The organism is Pelotomaculum sp. PtaB.Bin117 (assembly GCF_002067195.1).
Lineage (GTDB): Bacteria > Bacillota > Desulfotomaculia > Desulfotomaculales > Pelotomaculaceae > Pelotomaculum_D > Pelotomaculum_D terephthalicicum.
Genome location: NZ_MVQM01000113.1, coordinates 1 through 25,003, shown reverse-complemented (window position 1 = coordinate 25,003; position 25,003 = coordinate 1). Strand labels below are relative to the sequence as shown.

General features: G+C 44.1%; 27 protein-coding genes, 2 tRNA genes, 1 riboswitch and 1 other annotated feature. Of the genes, 22 read left to right on the top strand and 7 right to left on the bottom strand.

Translation table 11 applies throughout. From position 1 onward, the window contains the following. The 5 genes from A4E54_RS07665 (at position 1) to thrS (ending at position 4,787) form a co-directional block, all read left to right on the top strand. A tRNA-Tyr gene (locus A4E54_RS07665) sits at positions 1 to 85 on the top strand. Positions 86 to 173: 88 nt separating this feature from the next. Continuing rightward, positions 174 to 575 (top strand): hypothetical protein, encoded by a 402-nt coding sequence (locus A4E54_RS07660; protein ID WP_240084608.1) that lies wholly within the window; start codon positions 174 to 176, stop codon positions 573 to 575. 143 nt (positions 576 to 718) lie between these two features. Continuing rightward, entirely contained in the window at positions 719 to 1,567 is an 849-nt protein-coding gene (locus tag A4E54_RS07655) for a zinc metalloprotease HtpX (RefSeq protein ID WP_240084607.1), read from the top strand. A gap of 3 nt (positions 1,568 to 1,570) precedes the next feature. Then, positions 1,571 to 2,512 carry a putative sporulation protein YtxC gene (ytxC, locus tag A4E54_RS07650; RefSeq protein WP_286725418.1) on the top strand — a complete coding sequence of 314 codons (942 nt, stop codon included), beginning with the start codon at positions 1,571 to 1,573 and terminating at the stop codon, positions 2,510 to 2,512. Between the two features lie 92 nt (positions 2,513 to 2,604). Further along, positions 2,605 to 2,806 (top strand) — a binding site (T-box leader). A 58-nt stretch (positions 2,807 to 2,864) separates the two neighbouring features. Next, positions 2,865 to 4,787, top strand: coding sequence for a threonine--tRNA ligase (thrS, locus tag A4E54_RS07645; protein ID WP_240084605.1), 1,923 nt, complete (start codon positions 2,865 to 2,867; stop codon positions 4,785 to 4,787). 264 nt (positions 4,788 to 5,051) lie between these two features. Here thrS and A4E54_RS07640 read toward each other — a convergent pair whose 3' ends face one another. Then, positions 5,052 to 6,071: a DUF3231 family protein gene (locus A4E54_RS07640; RefSeq protein WP_240084604.1), complete on the bottom strand. Its 1,020-nt coding sequence runs from the start codon at positions 6,069 to 6,071 to the stop codon at positions 5,052 to 5,054. A gap of 285 nt (positions 6,072 to 6,356) precedes the next feature. Here A4E54_RS07640 and A4E54_RS07635 point away from each other — a divergent pair, with 285 nt between their 5' ends. Further along, entirely contained in the window at positions 6,357 to 7,286 is a 930-nt protein-coding gene (locus A4E54_RS07635; RefSeq protein WP_240084603.1) for a hypothetical protein, read from the top strand. Between the two features lie 333 nt (positions 7,287 to 7,619). On the opposite strand, the gene A4E54_RS07630 is transcribed toward A4E54_RS07635, so the two are convergent. Then, positions 7,620 to 7,695 (bottom strand) — tRNA-Ala (locus A4E54_RS07630). A gap of 76 nt (positions 7,696 to 7,771) precedes the next feature. Then, entirely contained in the window at positions 7,772 to 8,503 is a 732-nt protein-coding gene (locus tag A4E54_RS07625; protein ID WP_240084602.1) for a class I SAM-dependent methyltransferase, read from the bottom strand. A 415-nt stretch (positions 8,504 to 8,918) separates the two neighbouring features. Here A4E54_RS07625 and A4E54_RS07620 point away from each other — a divergent pair, with 415 nt between their 5' ends. Beyond that, the gene (locus A4E54_RS07620; protein WP_240084601.1) at positions 8,919 to 9,341 is read left to right on the top strand and encodes a universal stress protein; all 423 of its coding nucleotides are present in this window, start codon (positions 8,919 to 8,921) and stop codon (positions 9,339 to 9,341) included. A gap of 140 nt (positions 9,342 to 9,481) precedes the next feature. Here A4E54_RS07620 and A4E54_RS07615 read toward each other — a convergent pair whose 3' ends face one another. Then, complete coding sequence (locus A4E54_RS07615) at positions 9,482 to 10,585, bottom strand: mannosyltransferase family protein (protein ID WP_240084600.1); 1,104 nt, start codon at positions 10,583 to 10,585, stop codon at positions 9,482 to 9,484. Between the two features lie 3 nt (positions 10,586 to 10,588). Then, the gene (locus A4E54_RS07610) at positions 10,589 to 11,017 is read right to left on the bottom strand and encodes a GtrA family protein (RefSeq protein ID WP_240084599.1); all 429 of its coding nucleotides are present in this window, start codon (positions 11,015 to 11,017) and stop codon (positions 10,589 to 10,591) included. 266 nt (positions 11,018 to 11,283) lie between these two features. Between A4E54_RS07610 and A4E54_RS07605 the strand changes: the two genes are divergently transcribed. From A4E54_RS07605 to A4E54_RS07580, 6 genes are all read left to right on the top strand, one after another. Next, positions 11,284 to 11,508, top strand: coding sequence for a DUF378 domain-containing protein (locus tag A4E54_RS07605; protein ID WP_240084598.1), 225 nt, complete (start codon positions 11,284 to 11,286; stop codon positions 11,506 to 11,508). 117 nt (positions 11,509 to 11,625) lie between these two features. After that, the gene (locus tag A4E54_RS07600; RefSeq protein ID WP_240083349.1) at positions 11,626 to 11,772 is read left to right on the top strand and encodes a hypothetical protein; all 147 of its coding nucleotides are present in this window, start codon (positions 11,626 to 11,628) and stop codon (positions 11,770 to 11,772) included. A gap of 188 nt (positions 11,773 to 11,960) precedes the next feature. Beyond that, entirely contained in the window at positions 11,961 to 12,233 is a 273-nt protein-coding gene (locus tag A4E54_RS07595) for a hypothetical protein (protein ID WP_240083348.1), read from the top strand. A 164-nt stretch (positions 12,234 to 12,397) separates the two neighbouring features. Further along, positions 12,398 to 12,512: riboswitch (SAM riboswitch) on the top strand. A gap of 87 nt (positions 12,513 to 12,599) precedes the next feature. After that, positions 12,600 to 13,805, top strand: a complete 1,206-nt coding sequence (locus A4E54_RS07590) for a homocysteine biosynthesis protein (protein WP_240083347.1) — start codon at positions 12,600 to 12,602, stop codon at positions 13,803 to 13,805. A 44-nt stretch (positions 13,806 to 13,849) separates the two neighbouring features. Further along, on the top strand, positions 13,850 to 14,251 hold the full coding sequence (locus A4E54_RS07585; RefSeq protein WP_240083346.1) for an NIL domain-containing protein: 402 nt from the start codon (positions 13,850 to 13,852) through the stop codon (positions 14,249 to 14,251). After that, entirely contained in the window at positions 14,252 to 14,998 is a 747-nt protein-coding gene (locus A4E54_RS07580; protein WP_240083345.1) for a UPF0280 family protein, read from the top strand. Positions 14,999 to 15,020: 22 nt separating this feature from the next. Here the strand turns inward: A4E54_RS07580 and hslO are convergent, their stop codons facing one another. Both hslO and A4E54_RS07570 read right to left on the bottom strand, forming a co-directional pair. Then, positions 15,021 to 15,884 (bottom strand): Hsp33 family molecular chaperone HslO, encoded by an 864-nt coding sequence (hslO, locus tag A4E54_RS07575; RefSeq protein WP_240083344.1) that lies wholly within the window; start codon positions 15,882 to 15,884, stop codon positions 15,021 to 15,023. Positions 15,885 to 16,128: 244 nt separating this feature from the next. Next, positions 16,129 to 16,263, bottom strand: coding sequence for a hypothetical protein (locus A4E54_RS07570; protein ID WP_286725403.1), 135 nt, complete (start codon positions 16,261 to 16,263; stop codon positions 16,129 to 16,131). A gap of 449 nt (positions 16,264 to 16,712) precedes the next feature. Here A4E54_RS07570 and A4E54_RS07565 point away from each other — a divergent pair, with 449 nt between their 5' ends. From A4E54_RS07565 to A4E54_RS07525, 9 genes are all read left to right on the top strand, one after another. After that, entirely contained in the window at positions 16,713 to 18,005 is a 1,293-nt protein-coding gene (locus A4E54_RS07565) for a GspE/PulE family protein (RefSeq protein WP_286725400.1), read from the top strand. 163 nt (positions 18,006 to 18,168) lie between these two features. Next, positions 18,169 to 19,383 (top strand): type II secretion system F family protein, encoded by a 1,215-nt coding sequence (locus A4E54_RS07560; protein ID WP_240083340.1) that lies wholly within the window; start codon positions 18,169 to 18,171, stop codon positions 19,381 to 19,383. Between the two features lie 64 nt (positions 19,384 to 19,447). Then, positions 19,448 to 19,927 (top strand): type II secretion system major pseudopilin GspG, encoded by a 480-nt coding sequence (gene gspG / locus A4E54_RS07555; protein WP_240083339.1) that lies wholly within the window; start codon positions 19,448 to 19,450, stop codon positions 19,925 to 19,927. 61 nt (positions 19,928 to 19,988) lie between these two features. Then, the gene (locus tag A4E54_RS07550) at positions 19,989 to 20,486 is read left to right on the top strand and encodes a pilus assembly FimT family protein (protein ID WP_240083338.1); all 498 of its coding nucleotides are present in this window, start codon (positions 19,989 to 19,991) and stop codon (positions 20,484 to 20,486) included. A gap of 29 nt (positions 20,487 to 20,515) precedes the next feature. Continuing rightward, positions 20,516 to 20,905: a type IV pilus modification PilV family protein gene (locus A4E54_RS07545; RefSeq protein WP_240083337.1), complete on the top strand. Its 390-nt coding sequence runs from the start codon at positions 20,516 to 20,518 to the stop codon at positions 20,903 to 20,905. Between the two features lie 4 nt (positions 20,906 to 20,909). Further along, complete coding sequence (locus A4E54_RS07540) at positions 20,910 to 21,437, top strand: prepilin-type N-terminal cleavage/methylation domain-containing protein (protein ID WP_240083336.1); 528 nt, start codon at positions 20,910 to 20,912, stop codon at positions 21,435 to 21,437. Next, positions 21,434 to 22,771 (top strand): pilus assembly PilX N-terminal domain-containing protein, encoded by a 1,338-nt coding sequence (locus A4E54_RS07535; RefSeq protein ID WP_240083335.1) that lies wholly within the window; start codon positions 21,434 to 21,436, stop codon positions 22,769 to 22,771. The genes A4E54_RS07540 and A4E54_RS07535 overlap by 4 nt, the downstream gene beginning before the upstream one ends. 183 nt (positions 22,772 to 22,954) lie before the next feature. Beyond that, the gene (locus A4E54_RS07530) at positions 22,955 to 23,296 is read left to right on the top strand and encodes a DUF3307 domain-containing protein (protein WP_240083334.1); all 342 of its coding nucleotides are present in this window, start codon (positions 22,955 to 22,957) and stop codon (positions 23,294 to 23,296) included. A gap of 273 nt (positions 23,297 to 23,569) precedes the next feature. Continuing rightward, a partial coding sequence (locus tag A4E54_RS07525; protein WP_286725394.1) for a 4Fe-4S dicluster domain-containing protein occupies positions 23,570 to 25,003 on the top strand: 1,434 nt, incomplete at its 3' end.

Sequence of the window (25,003 nt, the reverse complement as noted above, 5' to 3'; positions counted from 1 at the left end):
GGAGGGGTTCCCGAGTGGCTAAAGGGAGCAGACTGTAAATCTGCCGTCGACGACTTCGCTGGTTCGAATCCAGCCCCCTCCACCACGATAAATTTTTTTAATGTTCTTCCTGGGTGAGGGAGGTTTTTTTATATTATTCTCTTTACTATTTTTCTAAATAAGGAGTGAACTTCGTGAGACGCGTACTAATATTAATTTTATTGTTATTGTCAGTTATCCTTTCCGGCTGTAATTTACTGCAAAATACTGAAACGCCCAAGAAAACGGTTACCGAGCAAGATGTGCGTGACGCAGTGACTGAACTGATTAACGGGATAAACGACGGAAATACTGAAGTCGTTCAGAAATATGTTGGAGCCGCCAGTCCTATCGCGGAAAGTTTAATCGAAAAATTGAAAGGCAACGTAAAGCTGTCCAACGTCCGTGATATTTCCGTTCAGGGAACAAATGCTCAAGCAACTGTTACTTTAGAGGTGGTGCCATTAAAAGTATCAAAAGATGTTACCTTGAATTTTAACGTGGCGGATGTTCTGCAATTAAACAGTCCACTCGGTTTATTATCAATTCTTTTGTAAATAAATATTGCTGCTAAGAGGAGCGAGTTACTCGCTCCTTTTATTTTATATCGCATGTTATAAAAGGAAATGGTTGTAAATATTTGCTGACTAAAATAAAATAGATGTGTTAATACTTTTAACATTGGGGAGGCATTTATAACGTGAATAGCTTAAAGGTCTGGCTTCTCATGGGCGCGTTATCAATCATCCTGGTTTTGATCGGCGGTGCCGCCTTTGGCAAATCCGGAGCCATACTGTTTTTTGTAATTTCCCTGGGCATGAATTTTTTTAGTTACTACTTCAGCGACAAGGTTGCTATTTCCATGACCCGCTCGCGGCCTGTTTCTGAAGCAGAAGCACCGGAATTATACGATATAACGCGGAGATTGACTAGTCAGGCGGGAATGCCCATGCCCAGACTTTATATTACCCCGTCGCAGCAACCCAACGCTTTTGCCACGGGAAGAAATCAGTCCCATGCGGCTGTGGCCGTCACCGAAGGACTTTTCCGCATTTTAAACCGGGGCGAGTTGGAAGGCGTTCTGGCGCATGAGCTTTCACATATAAAGAATAAAGATATTTTAATTGGCGCCATTGCGGCCGCCTTTGCCGGCGCGATTACCATGATAGCGAATATAATCCAATGGGGAGCTTTTTTGGGTGGTATGGGCGGCCGCGATGATGACGAGGGTGGCGGCAGCTTTATTGGAGCGCTCTTGTTGGCTGTATTAGCGCCGATAGCGGCCTTGATTATTCAAATGGCGATTTCCCGATCGCGAGAGTATCTGGCCGACCAAACCGGCGCACGCATAGCAGGCAATGCGGAAGGTTTGGCGGACGCTTTGCTTAAATTGGAAAGTGCGGCGCATAGAATTCCGATGCAGGCCAATCCCGCAACGTCGCATCTTTTTATTGTTAATCCATTTTCAGGCGCCTCAATAACCCGTTTATTCAGCACTCATCCACCTGTCGGCGAAAGGGTAAAGCGGCTGGAGAAGTTACGTATTTAATTTATTAAACAAGCATACACTTACGCAAGAGGTGGTGATAGTACGGTTGACCAGATTATTTCTATCGGTTGCACACAGCATGTCGATTTGTTAAAGGCAAAACTAGGCCGGGGATTGAAGCTGTTTGAAAGAAATGGTTTAAAGATAAATTTGGAAGAAAGGTCAGACGGCGAGTTTACTTTTTTTTCCTGTTGCTTGACCGGTTTCCCGGACTACCATCAGCTGAAAGATGATCCGCAAATTATCATAAAAACATATGTGGCGGACATAATATCTGAAATTATTCTGTCTCATTGGGAAGCTTTTTTATTAAAGAACATTATTTGTGAAAATTATTATTATTATGGAGATGAAGAAAAGCGAACAATATATACTTATGCGTTGCAACACATTAACAAGAAAGCAAATGAACCACGTAAATCTGTTTACCGGTTGAACCGGAAAAGCAGGATCCTTAGAAAAGTGCTGGATTACTTAAAACTTAACAACAGCATTGTTATTGACGGTTTTATTCGCTTTAGACTAAAAGAGTATATTAATGAATTAAAGGATGCAACTGATAAAGCGGTAGATGACTTTCTTTTAGAAAGAGAATACAACGAATTTATTCAATTATTAAGATATTTTGTGGAAATTCAAGAGCCTCGCGCTAGCATGATTCATGTATTGATCGATAACGATGGAGCTTTTAAGCTTTATGACGATAAGATGCAACCCGTCAGGAGAGATTATATGGGTGGATTTTTGGTGGACATGATGGACAACGAAATAAATTATGAGGATATATTGGTAAGTGCTCTTGTTACTGTCGCTCCCCAAAGAATTACTTTTCACTGCAGATATAATAAAAGATATTCGGCAACGATAGAAACCATAAAAAAAGTATTTGCCGGCAGGGTCAGTGAATGCTCGGGCTGTGAACTGTGTAATCCCTTGAAAAATTAAATATTGGTATTTCCGGTTTGTTTGATTTGTTGACAAATATCCTGCAAATCAATATAATACTGCTGTAATAATACTGAATGAAACAATATAAGAAACAGGTGTTGATAAGGAAGAGTAGACCTGTCTTGGCCATCAGAGAGAAAGTGTCATTGGCTGCAAGCACTTTTGGGTACTATGGGTTGAAAACCACCTTGGAACCGCCGGCTGAAATTCAAGTAAGCCGCGCCGGAGACAGCCGTTAACTGTCGTGAATAAGATTAAACAGGGTGGAAGCGGGAATACCCCGTCCCTGACGGTTGTCAGAGGCGGGTTTTTCATTTTGTTATAATATGTTTTAGGGGAAGTGTTGATAATGAATGCTGTTAATAATGTAAAGATTGTTTTACCTGATGGAGCAGAGAGAGAATACCCGGCGGGAACAACTCTTTTGGAAATAGCGAAGAGCACTAGCCCCCGCTTGGCTAAAGAGGCTCTTATCGCCAGAGTGAACGGCGAGTTGATGGATTTGGCGACGCCCATGATGACGGATGCTTCCGTTGAGTTTATTTCCTTTGAAGATGAGGCGGGAAAACGGGCTTATCGCCACAGTACCGCGCATATTATGGCGCAAGCGGTGCAAAAGTTGTTTCCCGGTACAAAATTCGCAATCGGGCCGGCTATCGCCGATGGCTATTATTATGACTTTGATACCAGTGAGAATTTTACGCCGGATGATCTGGGGAAAATAGAAAAAGAGATGGAGGCCATAATCAAGGCCGATTATCCGTTTGAACGTTTTGAGCTCTCCCGGGCTCAAGCCCTTGATTTCTTTAAAGAAAAAGGGCAGAAATATAAAGCGGAATTAATTGAAGATCTGCCGCCCGATACTGTGCTCTCATTCTATAGGCAGGGTGATTTTACCGATCTATGCGCGGGCCCGCATGTTCCTTCCACCGGGAGACTGAAATCGGTAAAATTAATGAACGTGGCCGGCGCGTATTGGCGGGGCAATGAGAGAAACAAAATGCTCCAGCGTATTTACGGCACATCTTTTCCGAAAAAATCCATGCTTGAGGAATATCTTTTCCGGATTGAGGAGGCTAAACGGCGTGACCACCGCAAGCTTGGAGCCGAATTGGATTTATTCAGCATCATGGATGAGGGGCCGGGTTTTCCTTTTTTCCATCCCAAAGGTATGATCCTGCGCAACGAGCTGGAGAAATATTGGCGTGAGGAGCATCAAAAGAGGGGTTACCAGGAAATACGCACACCGATTATTCTTAATAGGTCTTTATGGGAGAATTCAGGGCACTGGGACCATTACCGCGAAAATATGTATTTCACGAAGATAGATGAAGGTGATTACGCGGTCAAGCCGATGAATTGTCCCGGCAGTATCCTGATTTATAATAGCAGGCTGCACAGTTACCGCGAACTGCCCATCCGGCTTGCTGAATTGGGCCTGGTGCACCGTCATGAGCTTTCCGGCGTGCTGCACGGTTTGATGCGGGTACGGTGCTTTACTCAAGACGATGCCCATATTTTTATGCTGCCGGAGCAGATTAAAGAAGAAATAATCGGGGTTATCGACTTGGTAAATGATTTTTATAAAGTATTCGGTTTTACCTATTTTGTGGAGTTGTCCACAAAGCCTGAAAAAGCGATGGGATCGGACGAAGTCTGGAACATGGCCACGGATGTGCTGCGCGACGCGCTTGACGCCAGAGGGCTGAAATATAAAGTTAATGAAGGGGACGGAGCGTTTTACGGCCCCAAGATTGATTTTCACCTGGAGGATTCGCTTGGCCGCACCTGGCAGTGCGGCACTATCCAGCTGGACTTTCAGATGCCGGAGAAATTTAACCTGAGCTACGTGGGTGAGGATGGTCAAAAACACCAGCCCGTGATGATCCATAGGGTGGTTTTTGGCAGTATAGAAAGATTTATCGGCATCCTGACAGAACACTTTGCCGGAGCTTTTCCAGCTTGGCTGGCGCCGGTTCAGGCGCGTGTGATTGCCATCACCGACCGGCACGCTGAATATGCCTGCAATGTTGTCAAGCGGTTGGAAGAGGCTGGCATCAGAGTTGAATTGGATACACGTAATGAAAAAGTGAATTATAAAATACGTGAGGCTCAAACCCATAAGATACCTTATATGCTGATTGTCGGGGATAAAGAGATTGCGCGGGACAGCGTTGCCGTGCGGCACCGCGCTAAAGGAGATCTTGGGGCCATGTTGCTCGGTGAATTTGAGGGGAAATTACTGGAAGAAATCAGGACTAAAGAACGTTAACACATACAGGAGGGATGAAAAATTAAATATTTATTAAGCTTCTTGTCAATTATCATTCATGGGCGTTTTAGTGTTTATTATTGGCTGGTATGATAGGTATTCATTTTGTTAAAAATGCGTCAAAAATCCATTACGGTGTGGCACATTTTAAAAGATAATGTTAAAACAGCAGTTATGTTAGCGTGAAAAATAAATTTTCATCACTATTTGTATCTCCGCTCTTGCGGTGAGATGGAGGAGTATTATAAAAAATTATAACAAATTTTATCCGTGCCTAGAAGTAACAACGGGGGGATTATCCAGGGTATGGCGCTGAGTTGTTAACTGTATTAATTTCTGATAATCTTCTACTTCAGTCGATGTAAAATCCCGAAATAGGTTTTTCACATCTTTCCTTATTGCTAGAGAGTAAGCCCTAACATGGTACATTATAGCGATTTGTGCCGCCGTTAACAGCACCCCAAGAATTTCATTGTCACTTAAATTGATTTTACTTACCTGTCCGGGCGGTCCTTGCTCTAATCTGTCAGCAGGGCGTGTCGGAACAGTGAAACCTTCTTTTTTCAGCATCGTTTCAATTTGATCAAGCTGAGGCAGGGCTACTTCAAATAATGCCCGTTTTAAAAGTTTAATTAATTCCTGGTCTTTTGTATTACTTAAATATACCGTAAGGTTGATTACGCTGATGTGCCTAAAGTGAATTTCCTCCCACAATCTGGCTACTTCATCCATATTTAGGCTATTATCTTTTGCAGTAGCGGGAGGAGCCGGTATAAACGTTTGCCTATTTATTGCCAAGTCCATGATCATATCATAGTTCTTCATATTATCGAAAAGCAAATCAGTAAAAACCTTTCGAACAGATTCTCTGGTAATTGCTCCTACAGCCTTGGCATCTTGATTTAACGTAACCTGTCCCCAGGCAATTAAATTGTTAATTATTTCATCATCATTCAACTTTACTTCTTGTCCAACCCCGGGTTTACCCTGTAAGAGCTTTGAGGCCGGGCGCACTGGCACTGTGAAACCTTCTTTTTTTAGAATTTTTTCTAATAGGTTGATACGTTTCATGTAAGTTTCTTTTACCAGAGATTCTAAAAGAAAATGGATTTCGCTTTCCTCTGTATTCATTAAGTATGTTTCCGCAACGGAAACCAGCCCATAGCCTGCCGTTAAACCCTCCCACAGAAAATATATTTCGCCGGCGTGAAAAGGTTTATTATTCTCTGATTTGGTTAATGGAATTATCTTGGAAAAAGAGGGTAATATTGAGAGTATGTTCAATCCTGCTGACCTCCGGTAGTTTTTTATTACAGTTATAATAAGCAAATCAGGAGGAATTATGTATATGAATGGCCTGAAGGTCTATAAATAATTGTTGCACAGTACAAAGACTTTAGAAATACCCCTTCATGGAGAAGAGGAACGGGAAAAGCTAATTTTACATTATTCCAATGATCTTCCGATAAAAATTGATACCACGGAACTTTTTTTATTATTTATCATCTAATATACAAAGGTAATCTGCCTGAAAGAAGTTCACGGAGGAATTTTTCAAGAGGCAATTGTATGAAAAAAACATTTTTGTTTGCGCTTACCATGTTGTTAAGTGTTTCTCTGTTTGGTTGCACAAGTTTAAGGAACAATGCTCAATTGAATAAAGAAGGACAATCCCAAGAGACACAGCAACAAACCGATGCAAGTGATGAGGCGGCAGTTACGAGCCTGGTTGAGGATTTCGGCAGTAAACTCCAAACCGTCTCGCTTTTAGCCCCTAAAGATATAGTGAATAAGAGTATCCAGGAGAACTACGGCGGTTTTGTAACCCCCGCACTTCTTGCAGAATGGCAAAGCGATCCTCAAAATGCTCCAGGTAGGCTGACTTCAAGTCCATGGCCGGATCACATAAAAATTGAGACCATTAAGAAATTATCAGAATATGAGTATGAAGTTGAAGGCGAGATAATTGAAATAACAAGCACGGAAAAAGTGAACGGCGGGGTTGCCGCACAGCGGCAAATTACACTCAAGATAAAGAAAACCGGGGAGCGATGGCTTATTGACGCAGCCACCCTCGGAGTCTACGAGGAAGCAAACTCAATCGTATATAGAAATACCCATTATGGTTTTGATTTTTCCTTGCCGGAGAGTTGGAAAGGTTATTCGATTGTAGCTGGTAAATGGGAGGGTAACGCTTTCAAAGGCCCACAATCCGGCAAGATTATTGAAACTGGCCCGATGATTTCCATCAGACATCCTGATTGGACTTCTCAAAATCCTCGACAGGATATTCCCATTATGATATTTACTCTTGCTCAGTGGAACATGCTTCAACAGGACGAATTCCACATTGGTGCAGCGCCTATCAATCCGAGCGAACTTGGTCGCAACACAAGTTACGTTTTTGCGCTTCCCGCACGATATAACTATGCATTTCCACCAGGATATGAAGAAGTGGAAAATATTTTAAAAAGTAATCCTCTTCAGGCAAATGAATAAACAAAGAAATATCCACTGTGACGACGATTCTGAAAAAACCAGCAGGCGGGAGTCTGAAAATTATTTCTGAAACGATTGGGACACAGCAGGTAAAAACAACCGGAGATATATTTACAGCCACGTTTCGGTAGAAATGCAACGCGATCTTGCTATGCAATTGGACGATTTTATATTTGAAGAAAATTTACTGAAATAAAAAAATACCGGAAATAATCCCGTAGTGAAACTTTATACCATGGTGTTCAGTATAGTTCAGAACAATCCCTGATTTGCAATTGATTTGCAAAACGGGGTTTTGGCTAATCACCAAACCCCGTAATCCCGCATGAATATTGGTGGAGATAAGCGGGATCGAACCGCTGACCTCCTGAATGCCATTCAGGCGCTCTCCCAGCTGAGCTATATCCCCACGTTTTTAATATTTAGTTTATTTGACATATTACTAATATAGTTTATCATTTTTTTTAACTATGGTCAAGCAATACTTATGATTTTCTCATAAGAAAGGTACCAAATCCTAGATATTTTTTATGTGTTTGGATTAACCGCATATATTTATACATCACCTTACTGACTTCTCGGTTTGAGCTCATTCCTTGCGATACTACTTGGTAAGGGTCCGGATGCAGTATGTTCCTAATATTATCAAAAAAACCCGGGAAATTATTTCGATGTGCTTTAACTGGTAAAAATCCGGAATTATGAAATACTTCCAGCCACTCTTCAAAAGAAGGTATTTGGGGTAAATTGCAAGCGGCTTGAATTTGTTCCCGCGCTATCCGGGGTATTGATTTGTTTGCGAACATCTCAATGCAAATCAATATCCCTTCTTTCTTTAATATTCTATTACACTCTCGCAATACAGTAGCAGCCGGCAAAAATATTAGTACCGATTCAATTAAGATCAAGTCGATAACTTTACTTTTGAATGGTGTTTCTCCAGCGTCACAATGCACAAACTGTACCTGCACACCTTCTTGCGTTGCCCTGTAGTTGGCCTTTTCCAACATTTCTTTAGAGTTGTCCAGGGCAAAAACATATGCGCCTGAACTTTTCGCTATATGGCAAGCGGTTCGACCTGTACCACACCCGATATCAAGAACAATATCTTCAACTGATAGACTAACCTGATTAAGTACATTTAGAGTGTGGTAGAACCCTCCCGGATGTAAGCTGCCTGTTCCCAAAGCCGTAACTGCGTCAAGATAAGTTGTCATGTACGTTACCACACTTTACTTTGGATGATTTAATAATAACCCTTTACGAATTCTATATATACTATGTGGATGGTTGGCCGGGGGTTCCACATGATAACTGGCATGCTTTAATAATTCAATATTAATAATTTGTATCCAGCAACTTTATAATGCTCCCATATGCGTCGAATCGATGAGAGCCATACGGCTCACCCCGCCAGGGTTATCGAACCATCACCTTGAATTTTCATCTGCTGATTAACCGAAAAAAGATACGCCGGATGAATCGTGACATGGCATTTACACCAGTTCATGGGAGATTTGACGCTTACATTAAGATTAAATTATAATAAAATAAATAATAGTAGTTAACTGTATGATATTATCTCATTGCAATCAGTAAGGATCAGAGCAATATAACAAGGGGTGTTTGTATATGATCAAAATATTAGTACCAGTTGATGGATCTGCTGGTTCCGACAAAGCAGTTCGTTTTGCGATTTTTCTTGCAGAAGGAAAGAATAAAGAAATTATTCTAATAAATGTCCAACCCAGCTATAATACACCCAATATAAAGCGTTTTTTTAGTCAAGAACAAATCCGTTCTTTTCAAGAAGAATTAAGCAAAGAGGTGTTAGATCACACACTCGAAATCACAAATAGTTTTTCCATTCCTGTTCGCACCGTTATTAGAATCGGAGACCCCGGTAAAGAGATCTGTGCGGAAGCAGAAGAAAGCTCTATCGACTTCATTGTGATGGGCTATAGAGGATTAGGAGCCGTTAAACGAGCAATTATGGGGAGTGTGGCTACCCATGTACTCCATGAGACAACTTGTCCAGTGATGATCGTTCCATAAGGGAGCAAGGAAATAACTTGCAAAATCATTTCCGTGTCTTCTTGAGAACGGGGTCATTATAGGATATCTCTTCCTGCCACTTCTGGCAGCCATATAGTAAAATAACATGTGCTTGGGTAATTAACCATCCTTCTTGGGTGTTAACTGATCCAGTGCCCAGCGGCAAAAAGAATACCTACTGCTGAGAAAACCAGGATGGAAATGACCGAATATACGTGAGTCAAGCCATTTTTACAGAGCAGGCGGGCCAGGGCGATATACCCCGGAAACAAAACCAGTATATAACGGGGCATACCAAGGGGCAGGTTATCTACCACGGAAGAAAACGGAATTAAGAATCCCAGTGTCAGGAAAATCAATTGTGGCTTGTCCTCTAAATATTTAAAACTTTTTATGATTAAGTAAAGGAATAAAAATGCCATTCCCGATTCAAAAAGATTATAAAAATTACTATCAGAGAAAAAAATATTCAGGTTCAGAAATTGGCCCGCACCCGGGTATGCGAAGTGGCGGTATCCCCAAAACTCGGTGTTTAATGAATGGGAAAAAGCCAGCGGATCCCCGGCATACTTCCATAAGACAAGCATAAAGATAGACAGTGACGCTGGTATTAATAGGAGTGGTATTGTTTTTTTCAATATTATTCTTTTATTGTTTTCATGATATTGCATGTACAAAAAGACAAAAAACAAGACTATCCCAATATTCCGGGAGAGTGCCGCGCAACTGCCCAGGAGAACTGCCCATGGCCAACGCCCCCGCCGGGCGAAATAAAAAGAAGCCAGGGCAAAAGCCAGAAATAAGGATTCAGAATAAATGGAGGTAAAAAAAATGGCGGTAGGAAAGAACAACATTATAAAAACTGTCATTGCGGCGGTCTTTTGGTCAAAATCTTCTTTAGCAATAATATAAAGGAAGTAACATGCTATAAAAAGCGCAATATTGGTAATTAAAAAACCGGCTATTATTCCGTTTCCAACAACATAAGTGAGCAGGCGGATTAGAAAGGGAAGCATGGGAAAAAAAGGGGCACTGTCAAAATCATAACCTTGTCCGGCTATTCTTAAGAACCAACCGGCGTCCCAATGAAGCAAAGAGTCAAAAATAACGTTGGGATGAAGTCCATCAGAGTTTGCGGGGAGAAATGCGTTTAAGACATCTCGGGTTAACCAAATTAAAAAAATAATATAAATCTTATTGAGAAAATAGAGATAACCAACACGTGTAAAATCTTCTTTTGACACGACTTAACCCCCGGTTGTTTTGGGCACCATTTTGCTTTTGCGGAAAACCCATAATTTACTAAGGATGAAATTAAAGCCAAACGAAATAGCGGTAGCTAAAAAAAGCGTTATAATCTTCGAATCGTAATAATGCAGCAGTACATATAAAGAAGTACTGTTTATTCCAAGACCTAGCGCGTTGACCACGGTGAATTTGAGAAACCTGTATTTTTCGTTTTCTTCCGGGCTTGTTTTAAATGTCCAGCAGCGGTTGAGAAAAAAGCTGTTGACGATACCGCAAAAATAACTAAAACCTTTTACCGCGGTATAAAAAAAGATACTGTCGATAGGGAATATTTTTATTACCGTAAAATAAACAACCCAATCAATAAACGTGTTTAAACATCCTACCACGGCAAACTTGCATAATTGCCTGACACTCTCGTTCATCATTATCTCACCTTTGTACTGTTAAGTGATTTTTTTACATAAATCTACGCAGTATTTTATATTAATACCGGTCTCACAAATATAGTGACACCATAAGTGACACCATATATTACCTTCGACGCTAACGCCCTTGCATCCTTCTTTGTAACACAAGTAAAAATACTTTTTTCTTTAAGTTTAATTTCTTTGGATATTTTTATGCAAGGAAAGAATAACTTTTTTTATTTTTTAGCATAATAAATATATCTTAATAACAGGAGGCGTGTTAAATGGAATGGTTGTCAAAGACAGCTTTAGTGCTTGTTATCATTGGAGCTTTGAACTGGCTGCTGGTAGGGCTGTTTCAATGGGACCTGATCACGGCTTTATTCGGGGGAGACACGGTTAGGGCATCGTCCGACTTTAGCAGGGTAATTTATACATTGGTTGGACTCGCCGGCCTATATTCCATATCATTTTTCTTCAGAGAAAATGCGGCAGTTAAGAATAAGTAATTCTAAAATCTAACCATAAAAAACTGTTTCTGTTAAATACTGATTAAGTGGATTGTTTGAGGTTAATAATATAATATTATGGCAGCTAATAATAGAATAACAAGGAGGTAGGCGGTAATGATTCCACGTAAGAAAAATCACGGGCAAACCCCTGATCCTGTTACTTCCCCTGCTGATGAAGAATGTGATATTTGCCAGGAAATAGAAGAAGATTGCTGCGCTGATGCATTTGTTTCAAAAAATGATAAGAAAAGCACGAAATAAAGGAGACCTATTTTATAGGTCTTTTTTTTATATGCGAATAAATGTCAGCGGCGCGGCTTCATTCCGGCAATATACAGTTCAGTAGGGAGTTGGTGTAAGTTAATCGTCCGGTGCGGGGGTTGTCAGTGTGAGAAACAAGTGCTATATTGGGATCACTTAAAAAAGTAATGTTTAAGGGGTGATGTATTATGAACCACCAGGCAAAAAATTATAGCAGTGATTACCGGGTGAATGTTCTTAATAACGGTACGATTATTAGTGTGGAAGTTACTTGCTGCAGCAGGCATATTGGCGAGATGCGTTTCAAAGACGGCGAGAATAAGAAATGCCCGCTTTGCGGCACGGTCCATCAAATATTTATTCAGCATAATCACTTTCACATTAGACCGGTCAGGCCGGTATCAGATGAAGCAATCGCCGGAAACGACAGCGATCTGGTTATTAAAGAGAAAGCGCTTTAAATATTTACTAGATCTATCAGCGAGCCGGCTTCAGCATATATCAGCATCATATTTCCAGCTGGATTTGTAAAGGAAATTTATTCTGCTGTTTGAATCACACATGAACCGTTGACACGATATATGGTTACTGGTAAACTTAAGATTAGCGTAATACACAATATGTGCTCTTATCCGGAGCGGCGGAGGGACTGGCCCAATGAAGCCCGGCAACCGTTGGGAGGTAAGAAACCCAAAATGGTGCTAATTCCAGCAGGAGAAATTTCTTCTGGCAGATAAGAGGAAGCAATGATTACTTGCAGGCCTCTTCTGTTTGAAGGGGCCTTCAGTTTGTCGGCATGGAAGGGCATAATATGGGGAGGTATGTAAATGGCAATTGAAAAAACCTATGCAGAAATTAATGAGAAAATCAGATCCGGCAAGGCAGTGGTATTAACTGCGGAGGAAGTTATTGCTCTGGTTGAAGAGAAGGGGGTCTCTGAAGCTGCCCGACAGGTGGATGTTGTGACAACCGGGACTTTCAGCCCAATGTGTTCTTCCGGGGTTTTCCTGAATTTCGGGCATTCCAAGCCAAGAATCAGAATGCAGAAAGTATGGCTGAACGGTATTCCCGCATACTCCGGTATAGCAGCGGTTGACGCCTACCTGGGAGCTACCGAGTTGCCGGAGGACGACCCTTGCAACAGCAATTACCCCGGTGAGTTCCGCTATGGGGGCGGACACGTGATCCATGACCTGTTGGCAGGCAAGTCAATAAAATTAGAAGCTTTATCATACGGTACGGATTGTTACCCCAGGCGGGAGTTGGAAACTTATATTACCCTGAATGACATAAACGAGGCCACGCTGTTCAATCCGCGAAACGCCTACCAGAATTATAACTGTGCTGTTAATTTAAGCGGCAAGACTATTTATACTTACATGGGATTGCTCAAGCCAAACTTGGGCAACGCGCATTACAGCAGCGCCGGTCAGCTTAGTCCGTTGCTTAATGACCCTTACTTTTTGACTATTGGGATAGGTACCCGGATCTTTTTGGGTGGGGGCATCGGTTACGTGGCATGGCACGGTACACAGCATTTCCCGGGCATTCAGACAGACCAGGAGAAAAATTCTTATGGTCCGGCTGGCGGCACACTCGCCGTGATCGGGGATTTGAAGCAAATGAAGCCCGAATGGTTGGTCGGTACAAGCTACCTGGGTTATGGCGCTACCTTGACGGTGGGTATCGGCATCCCTATCCCCATCCTTAACGAGGATGTGATGAGCTGTGTGTCTATCACCGATCGCGACCTCTATGCGCCTGTTGTCGACTATAGTGATGCTTATGGCCAGCGTATCCCCGGCAATTTAGGCTATGTCAGTTACGCGGAGTTGAAAACCGGAAAAATTACCATTAACGGCAAGGAAATTCCAACCGCGCCTCTGTCAAGCTATCCTAAAGCCAGGGAGATTGCCGGAAAGTTAAAAGATTGGATTCAGAAAGGGGACTTTTCCCTTTCCGAGCCGGTAAAACTTTTGCCTTCTTTCCAGGATCAAATCACAGCAAAAACTCTAGACATTAATGGTGTTTAGCATCTAGTAAACTGATTATTAAATGATAGAGGAGTGAACGGCGTTTGGCTGCTAAAAAAATAATTCTTCGCTTTGGCAAAGATATATCCGACAAGCCTATTATTTATCACCTCGCTAAGGATTACGGACTTGTTTTCAATATAATTAAAGCGAATGTCAACCCAAACAAAGAAGGTACTGTTGTCTTGGAACTTACCGGGGAACAATATGCAAAAGGCCTGGAGTATCTGGAAAGCGAAGGCGTCCGGGTACAACCTTTGGCTGAGCAGTTGTCAAGGAACGAATTGAAGTGCACCAGTTGTGGCGCCTGTACCGATATCTGTCCCACCGGCGCGCTATATCTGCATAGGCCTTCAATGGAAGTGGCGTTTGACAGTGACAACTGCGTGCTCTGTCAGATTTGCTTAAAAGTCTGCCCGGTCAAGGCTATGGAGGTTAAGTTTTAATTGGATTATGTTGATCGCTCGTACCGGCGGCAATTCCGCCAGGAAGACTTGACTTATTTTCAGGTAGTGGTGCGCCAGACTGATTTAAGTGTTGGTGTGCGCCGGGACAGGTTTTCTTTGGAATTGACGCGCTGGGTGGAAGAAATAGTGCGGGAACAGAGGATTCTTCTGGAAAATTATATCGAGTCGGACCCTGTTTTCCTTCAAGCGATGGAACCGCACGCGATCAGACCAGATGCGCCACCCATCGCGGCAGACATGGCTGATGCGGCCCGTATCGCAGGTGTGGGGCCGATGGCTGCCGTGGCCGGCGCTTTTGCTCAATACGTGGGCCGGGCGCTTGTCAGGCGCTCGAAGGATGTTATTGTGGAAAATGGCGGCGATATTTTTCTGCGCAGCACCCGGCAGCGCAGGATCGGGGTGTTTGCCGGCAGTTCCGCCTTGTCCAATCGAATTGCGCTGGAAATCATGCCGGAAGACACCCCCGTAGGAATTTGCACTTCTTCCGGCACAGTCGGCCCATCATTAAGCCTGGGTAAAGCCGATGCCGCCGTGATCCTGTCTCCATCCGCCATCCTGGCCGACGCGGTAGCCACCACAGTGGGCAATCTTGTCCAAAGCAAGGAGGATATACAAGCGGCAGTAGAGTTCGCCGTGGGAATTGACGGGATCACCGGAGCGTTAATAATAAAAGACGACCACCTGGCTGCCTGCGGCAGATTGAAGCTTGTCCCGCTGACCGTTTGACGGCTCATAAATGCCCCGGCACTTAAATGATTTTATTTAAATCTAGCGCTTCGTAAATATAATTTTCCCCGCAAAAATGGCAATGTACTTCCACCTTTCCTTGTTCCCGCAAGAGTTTTTCAATCTCTTCTTTCCCCATAGCCGCTAAGATATCCCCTACTTTTTCCCGTGAGCACTTACAGGCAAAGCGTACCGGATTCTTCTCCAGGTATTGGACATGCAAACCTTTTACGGCCTTGGCGACGATTTCTTCGGGAGTCATTCCGAGGTTAACCAGGCTGCTGACGGGGGGCATCTCAAGCAGGCACTTTTCCAGGTGGGACAAGATTTTTTCACTCGCACCGGGGAAAAGCTGGATAATCAGGCCTCCTGAAGCCCTCACGCTTGCGTCGGGTCCTACGAGCACGCCCAGGGATACCGCTGACGGAGTCTGTTCCGAGGTTAGAAGATACTGTGCCACATCCTCGCCAATCTCGCCCGACACCAGCTCAACGCTTCCAGTGAAGGGTTCTCTCAAGCCGAGGTCCTTGGTGACATGAAGAAAACCTTTTCCTACGGCGGCCCCCACCGGCAGTTTTCCTGCCCGGGCGGCGGGCAGGTCTATATGGGGTTCCTGAACATATCCCCGCACTTCACCCGCAGCGTTTGCTGTGACAAGAATCGCCCCAAGAGGCCCATCGCCCAGAATACGCAAGGTAAGAATATCATCACCCTTCAGGTTGGCGCCGAGCAGCAGCCCGGCGGTAAGCCCGCGCCCGAGAGCCGCGCTGGCAACAGGCCAGGTGTCGTGTCTGTGCCTGGCTTCTTCCACAAGGCAAGTAGTGACGGCTGCAAAGACACGAAACTGCTCGTCCTCGCCTATTCCTCGCACGAGATAATCTTTCATTTAAATGGTTAAACCCCTTTGCATTATTAATTCCGTTACTATTATAACATCACCGTGTGTTTTTTACCGAAACAGTCGATTCAGTCTTGCAACAGCGAGTAGCTGGTAAAAAAAATAGATCTTTACAAATAAGGTTATTGCTACAGAGGTCACTGATGAGGAATCGTTGCCTGTAGTCGCACAATATGCCGATGTGCTGCAAATAGAGGGCTATGTTAAAAACTGCGGTTAAAATAATTAGCCGCTATTCAGCGGCTTTGTTTTTCAAGGATTCTCTTTTTGTTTTTTTACCACAGTTGCCTTTTGGGGTTATTATTGAAACATTGCCTTCAGGATCGGTTGTTTTATTTTTCGCCGGTACTGTTCGCCGTTTAGCCAATTTAGTTACCCTCCAATCCATGATTTTTTAATTCTGTTATTTGTCTCTTTCTGCAATGGTGCGTAGCGAGTTGGCAATATCTTTCATGTAGAAGATAAAGGGAATTGTCATTAATAAAGACGTTATTGTCATCATTTTTATATCTGATGTTGTTGAAGACATCTCTTTTCGAAACATTAACTACCACCTCCTTTTATATATTTTTATCAATTTTTTGAAAACAAAACGGTAAATATCCTGGTATTGCATCCAGATCATCCCGTATCACTATCAAAGTGGTGCGGGATTGCTGTTTATATAATTAATTTTGGCCTATCGCGGGGGCAAGAATTTTTAATTTACTTTTGACGCAGTCCTTAAAGGGAGGAAAATTATGTATTATTATAGAAGTAATTGTTGGAAAAGGCTTTACCAGGTTTTATTACCAGGCAAGGAGTGAGAATAAAATATTGGATAAAAATATAGAAAAGTACTTGGGGATATGGAATGTTGACAAAGCCTTTGCGGCATATAAACCGCAGGCTGAATTGCGTGAGCCTGAATCAGGGGCTTGGGAAGAGGAGCTGAATGAAGCGCCGGTCGTGCGGCTGGTAAATTCAATTTTCCTTCAGGCAATTGAACAGAATGCCAGCGATATACACATCGAGCCTCAAGAAGGTCGCGCCAGGGTTAGGTACCGGATTGACGGCATGCTTAGGGAGATCATGACAATTCCTCAAAAAACACGTTCTGCTGTAATCTCAAGAGTTAAAATCATGTCCGATATAGATATAGCCGAAAAACGGATTCCACAAGACGGTAGATTTCAGTTGAAATTCAATTCACGTGAAATTGACTTCAGAGTCTCCACCATGCCGACCGTTCACGGGGAAAAGGTTGTTGCCAGGCTCCTGGATAAAGGAAATATAAAATCATTCAAAATCGAGCGGATTGGATTAGGGCCTGAGAACCTGACGAAGTTAACAAACGCCCTGAGAAGGTCTAACGGTATGTTATTGATCACAGGACCAACAGGAAGTGGAAAAACCACTACCCTTTATGCGGCGCTTAATGAGATCAACAAAGTGGACAAAAATATTATTACCGTGGAAGATCCTGTTGAATACATGCTGGATGGAATAAACCAGACACAGGTTAACACCAGGGCCGGTATGACCTTCGCGGCCGGTTTGCGGGCGATCTTGCGGCAGGACCCGGACGTAATTATGGTCGGGGAGATCCGGGATAGCGAGACTGCTAAAATTGCCGTTAGGGCGGCAATGACCGGGCACCTGGTGCTGTCAACCATCCATACTAACAGCGCCGCAGGGGCAATTATCCGCCTTGTCGACATGGGTATTGAACCGTTTCTCGTAGCATCGTCGGTGCTTGCGGCAACAGCGCAACGCCTGGTCAGGTTAATCTGCCCAAAGTGCCGCCTGGCGTCTGTCTTAGGTCCAGACGCACCTGAGCGCGCATTCATCGGGGTGGGGCCGGAGCAACCAGTTACACTATATAAAGGCATGGGCTGCGATGAGTGCGGTAATGTCGGCTACCGTGGCCGCATAGCTATTCATGAGGTTTTGCCTATGTCAAACGCGCTGCGTGCGCTGGTTATAAAAAATGCGTCGGCAGATGAAATAGAGCGTAAAGCTTTGGCGGAAAAAATGATTAGTCTGAAAACGGATGGTATCCGGAAAGTTTTAGACGGATTGACGACAATTGAGGAAGTTATGCGAGTTGCTTATAACGATGAAGCCTGATATCCATATATGCCTCATTAGTAGAAAAATGTAGCAATAGGTAAAATAACTGAAAAATTTTCCTAAGAATGAAGGAATTACTACCATTATAAAGAATTGATTGAGTTAGATAAATAGTTTTATAAAAATTTCCATAAAATTTTTTGAAAATAGTGGTGGGTAAATGCTTCTTAAATACGTTTGCAAGGCCCGCAGCAAGCGAGGCCGGCTGGCTAGCGGGAAGTTAGAGGCGAAAGACCGTCGTGAGGCGATAGACCTGATGGGGAAGCGCGGGCTTTTCATGGGGGAAAGAGGGAAAGTATCCGGCGGAAGGTATATTAATCCGGTCGTTTTTTTCGCGAAAAAGGTTGGTGCAAGGGAACTGGTTCTTATGTGTCACCAGTTGGCCACCATGATTCAAGTTGGCATCCCGTTGCTTCAATGTCTAAATATATTGATCCAGCAAAGTGACGATGTGGTTCTCAAAAATACATTAAAGAGAGTAACGGAGAGTCTTGAGGAAGGTATGTCACTGGCGGATTCACTCAGTTCTCACCCAAAAGTATTTTCTCCATTTTTTATTAGTATGGTGAAATCAGGGGAAGTTAGCGGGACGCTTGATGAAGTGTTGAACAGACTTGCCGTAAACGCGCAAAAGGAGTATGAGCTTTTGGCAAAAATAAAATCGGCTATGATGTATCCGGCGGTTGTTGCGGCAGTGGCTGTGTTATCAGTTGTTATAATGTTAACGTACGTAATCCCGAAATTTGTTTTCTTATTGAACAGCATGATGGCTCCCATTCCGTTTGCCACCAGGTTGATCGTCCGGCTCGGAAGTTTTTTTCATGACTATTGGTATTTAACCGCACTTTTATTCGCGGTGGCGGCAGTAAGCTGTAAATGGGCGATCATGACCGAACGCGGCAAGATAGTTCAAGACAAAATAATTATTAGCATTCCAGTAATTGGGCCTTTAATCCGGAAGGTGATTGTCTCCCGCTTTTGCCGGTCGTTTAGCGCGCTTTTGAAAAGCGGCGTTCCTGTTTTGCAGTCACTTGACGTGGTTAAGAATATCACGGGAAATTATGTTTTTATTAAAAGCATTAAAGAGGCGGAGAGCAGCATTAAAAAAGGCGACGGAATTTCTTTGCCGTTGCATAAAAGCGGGATTTTTCCCCCGATGGTAACCAGGATGATCGCCATTGGCGAGGAAACAGGAGCTATTGACACTCTGCTGGAGAAGGCTGCCGACTTTTACGAAAGAGAAGTTGAAGAACTGGTTGCGCGCTTGTCTTCGTTGATCGAACCGGTTTTAATCATTGTAGTGGGTGGAATGATTGCCTTCATCATTCTGTCAATGATGCTGCCTATGTTCAGCATCATGAACTATATTGATTAGGCAAGTTTCATGCGATTGATTATGTATGCCTCCAAGGAATCTAGCTTTGTCAGGAGGGGAAAGGATGTTGGTTGCTAGAGCGCTAAGAAACGAAAGTGGTTTCACTCTAATGGAACTAATGGTGGTGATTGTTATTATCGGCGTGTTGGCCGCTATTGCCGTTCCTTCAATGGTCAAGCAGGTTGATAAAGCCAAGGTAAAAAGAGCCATGGTGGAATTGAAAGCGATGAAAACGGCAATTGACGTTTATCGAGCGGAAAAAGGTGTGTATCCGACTACTTCGCAGATTAATGACGTGCTTGAGGATTACGGCATCAACTTTGGGTCGGCATCATACAAAGACCCGTGGGAAAAACCTTACGTATACTTGACAAATGACACTGAGCCCTCCGTTTATAAGCTTTTCTCCTACGGGCCGGACGGCCTTTCTTCCGGCGGCGACAACATTGTGGCGACCAGTGATGCTAACCCGGCTGAAAATACTTCAGATGCTGAGGCCGATCCCTTGGATGATTTGATAAATTCGGGTGGAAGCGCGCCATGATGCGATTCATGTCATTTATTGAGGTAAGCGGGAGGGTTGTTTCACAACCTTTTTATGAGAGATGAAGCGAAGTCTAAAGAATAAGAGCCTGGTTAATCATTCTGGTTTTTCGTTAATTGAGGTAATGATTGCGGTTGCCATTAGTGGTATGATCGTTGCGCTTGTCATACCTGATTTTAATAGATTAATCGGGCGATACAGCTTGGAATGCGCGGCCAGGGAACTGGTCTCGGACATGCGCGCAGTTCAACAAAATAAGATGAGAGACGAAAACTGCAGTTTTTACATCCAGTTTGACAACGTTATGGACAGCTATTATCTAATCAATGCTGAAAGCGGACCAAAGGCATATAAAACAACCAAGCTTCCTGCCGGTGTGGATCTCTATTATGCAGCTTTTGGCCCAAATAGTGAGCTCCGTCTTTTTTTTAACACCAAAGGAAATCCCGTCAATGGTATTGGCGGTCATGCCACCCTTAAAGACCGGGCGACCGGGGATTCCCTATATGTCATTATTGACTCTGTCGGCAGGGTGCGGGTTAGCAGAAACCATCCGTAGCAAGCATCGTTTTTGGTCGGGGTGATGGGTTGAGATATATTATACAAGATGAGCGAGGATTTACATTAGTAGAAGTACTGGTGGCGTTGGTTATTCTGTCGGTGTCGCTGGCGGCAATGATGGACGGCTTCGTTACCGCCTGCCGCGGTAACGCTGATATATACCGTTATAATACTGCTTTGTCGCTGGCTCAAAGTAAAATGGAAGAAATAAAAAACAGCCCTTTTATTCTGGTGAAGGATATCGCCCTGGTTGATTTTGCCGGGGAAAGTGACTATGCCGGATTTGCCGGTTTTCGGTACTCAGTGGCTGTGGCGGATAACGATTTGATAAGTAAAACGGTCATTGTCACGGTTTCTTATAATGACGCAGGCATCTCGGAAGAAGTGGCTTTAACCGGCGAGATTGCGAGGAGGTGAAAACGTGGGCCACTTTAAAAACGAGCGTGGTTTCACCCTGGTCGAATTAATGCTTTCAACTCTCCTGTTGAGTATACTCTCCTTGGCGTTATGGGATATTTTCAGCCAGTGCTCGATGTTTTGGAAGCGGGCCGGTGACAAGGTGGATCTGTATGACGGCCTGCGCATATCGCTTGGCAGGATGTGTAGAGAAATAAGATACGCGGGAAGCATATCAACCTCCAGCGACGTCGGCAGTTTCACTTTTGTCAACGCTGATGGAAATACCGTTCGCTATTATTGTAATTTAAATGAATTGCTGCGCAGGGAAAAAGGTGTGTCAAGTCCGGTGGCGAGTGATATTGTGAGTGTCAGTTTTGTTTACACCACCAAAGCGGGGTTGGTTATTGACCAGTCCAATATTGCCGGGCAAAAGCTATTACCCAATTGGACTGACTCCGTCGAGCTTCTGACAATATCATTAGCAGCGAAAAAAGAAGACGTAGGTCCGTTTGTGCTCACTCAAAAAGTGCGATTGAGGGCTTTGCCGTGAAAAGTGTCGATAATGAATCCGGCCAGGCGCTCATTTTGGTTGTGATGATGACGTTGCTGATTCTGTTAATTGGTTTTTCGACGCTTACCTTAGTCAGTGAGTGCCGCAAAGCATCCTTAGCGGAAAGAACAATGGTGCAGGCTTATTATATTGCGGACGCCGGGGTGGAGCGCGCGCTTGCCAAGGTCAAGTCGGACAGTGGCTGGCTGTGGGATGACGTTCATTTTGATTCTAATAAGGAAGTTGAATTTATCATCAACCAAAACTACGCCGGTGGCGTAATCACTGAGGTAAAAGTTAAAGAGGAAGGCATTTATCCCGCAGTTCCATTATCAAGGGAAGATGTCGCATATACAAATATTTTAATAACTTCGGTAGGTGCTTATGAAGGTAGTAAAAAAACACTTGAAGTGAGGGCAAGAGTAGACGCGCCGTTGCATTTCTCCAGGGGTGTGTGGGTCAATTCGCCGGAGTCGGATTTTGGCGGCGGAGTGGTGATTTCTCATGTCACATCATCCGGTGATCTGATATTCCGGCGCAACGGCATATTCAGCGGAGAGATAACCGCGGGCGGGACCGTTACGGTTTTAGAAAGCGTGACAGTTGCAGCGGATGAAGTTAAAGCGGCAAAAAGCATTATCCTGGAAAGCGGCGCGCAGGTAAACGGCGGAGTCAGACAAGCAGGCGCCAGTCCTTTTCAAGTGGCTTTAGCCGGCAGGGCCTCGATTAGCGGAGATATTTATTATAACGGGGTTCTTTTTAATGATAGCGGTAATGTCATGGAGGCTTCCAAGCTGCATCAGGGCGGCGCCGGTGTTATAACGGTGCCGCCTTTTCCGGTTCTGGATTTGTCAATGTACGAAAAAAACCATGATTTGAAATATACGGGCGACAAAGCTTTTACCGGCAGCTTTGAAATAAGCGGGATTACTTATGTCACGGGCGATGTGACGATATCGGGGAATTATAACGGAGTTGGCGCAATCGTCGCCGGAGGAGATGTATATATTTCAAGCGACTTAAAAAGAAATCATGATAATCCGGCCAGCAGCCTGGCGATTTTGTGCTTCGGCGACAGAGGTATAACAATCGCCGACGGCAAAGAGGTCTGGGCGTTGTTGTACACGCCCTCCGGGGGAGCGTCGGGCGCGGGAATGCTCAATGTCGGGGGCGCCGCGACAGTGCATGGCAGTCTCATCTGCGATAAAATCATGATCAGCCCTGCAGCCAATACCCTGGTTCAATATGAGAGTTCTTTATCTAACCATCAGCCGGAATGGATCACAACTAAGATAAGCATTACTTCCTGGCATGAAAATTACCCGGTCTTTTAGATGGATTATTTATTTTTTTGCCGATTATTAATGTTAAAAGGGTTTTTGCCATTAACGGGGAATAATTTAAAAAACAACTAGTCAATTATAAAAATTTGACATTAGTTGTCAGGAAGTTGTAAGTAATAGCCAAGAACAGACTATAACAAGATACAGACTATAATATGGAGGCTGTAAATTAGCATGAATATGTTTTCCTGGATGTTGGTGGGGCACATGATCGGCGATTTTCTGCTTCAAACAGGTTGGATGGCTAAAAAAACCAGCAACGCAACTTCGCTGTTAACCCATTGTTTGGTTTACACTATGACCATCTATATTGTTGCCTTGCCGGCGGGTGGTCTGAGTGCTCGGGCTCTTATCGTTATCTTTGTCAGCCACCTTGTTCTGGATCAGAGAAAGTTTGTGCTCTTTTGGGTTCGCCGGGTAAACAATGCTGATAGTCTGCCGTGGATGAGCATTGTAATTGATCAGAGTTTCCACCTGCTGGTACTGGGATTAACAGCGCAGTACCTAGTTAAATAACGGTCGTCAAAAATTTGCGCGCCCGCGTTAATATAACAAAATTATTATGGACAGGGTAGTGAAAATATGATAAAGTTTTTAGCGAAGTGAGACATGAGTTAGAAGACCTGCTTAAGTGCGGACTAACAACCTGCCACGAAAGAGGGGTGGTTAAGATAAGTAAAGATAGGGCCGCGAAGGTCTTTTTTCCCTCATGAAAGAGACCGTCGTGGTTTTTGTTTTTTGTTTTCATGTTAGAAAAAGTACATATCAATATGAAAGGGGAGTGTGGGGATGCTCAGTACGACAGGCATCATAGTATTCATTTTGCTTCTAGCTGTAGCGGGCTACTTCTGTGTGATGGGGTTAGCCAAGCTTTATAACAGAGTGAGGATAGGCCGTCCAATCGACCGCTCCGATCGTCTTATGGAGCGTATAATGGGGTTTTTCGGCCGACAGGATTGTCAGCGCAAGATTGCCAGGGAGCCGGCTGCGGCCCTGATGCACCTTCCTATTTTATACGGAGTGATTTTATTTATCCTCGGCGCGGTTCATCTCGCCTTGGAAAAACTAATAGGTCTGGTTATATTTGGGTCACCGTACTTTTATTTAATTACTGAAATTGGCGGTATTCTGCTTTTATTCGGGATGTTGTACTCAGCCTGGCGGCGCTATGTGCAGAAAATTCCCCGCCTGGACACGGGAACATGGGAAGAAGAAAGATTTATTGTCTTCCTTATTTCAGATCTCTGTTTGATTGTGGTAGCGTTCTTCCTTTCCTACGGGTTTAAACTGATCGCTTCCCCCGAGTATTTTGACCAGTGGCGGCTTTCGATGGCCCCGGCAAGCCTTCTGGTGGCCTCATTGTTTAACGGTGTGGAGCCTGCCATGGCCGGCAAGCTCGAATTGGTCTTCTGGTGGGTGCACATTTTGGCTGCTTTTACCCTGATCGGTATTCCGCGTTACTCTCCATTGCTTCACCCTGCGGCCGCGCCGCTTAATATTATTTTCAGGTATATGGACAGCAAGATCGAGCCGATGGAGAAGATTGACTTTGAAGATGAAGAGAGAGAAACTTTTGGCGTAAATAAGCTGTCGGATTTTACCTGGAAGGATCTGCTGGATTGTTATGCCTGCGCCGAATGCGGCCGCTGTCAGGATAACTGCCCGGCTTATTTGACCGACAAGCCGCTTTCTCCGAAAAAACTGCTGGCTCATATCAAAGAGCACCTGGAAGAGATCGTCCCCGGCGAACCGCGGATCAAGATGGTTGACGGCCACATGGTGTTTGATCAGCAGGAGCAAAAGTCGGAAGATGCCGAGGATGCCAAAAAACTGCTTGGCGAAGTGATCGACGAACATGCAATCTGGGCCTGCACTACTTGCCGGGCCTGCCGTGAACAATGTCCCAACATGAACGAGCATGCCAACAAAATCATGCAGCTTAGGCGGGCGTATGTTTTGGACGAGAGCGACTTTCCTGCCGAGGCCCAGTTGACTTTTACCAATATGGAGCGGAACTCGAACCCGTGGGGGATTGGTTGGGCTGACCGCGCTAACTGGGCTGCCGACTTGGATGTTAAGATCCTTGGTGAAGCCGAGGACGCGGAGAGTGTGGAGTATCTCTTTTACGTTGGCTGCGCCGGATCCTTCGACGACAGAATCAAGAAAGTATCGACTGCCCTGGTTAAGGTTTTAAAGGAAGCGGGAGTAAGTTTCGGCATTCTG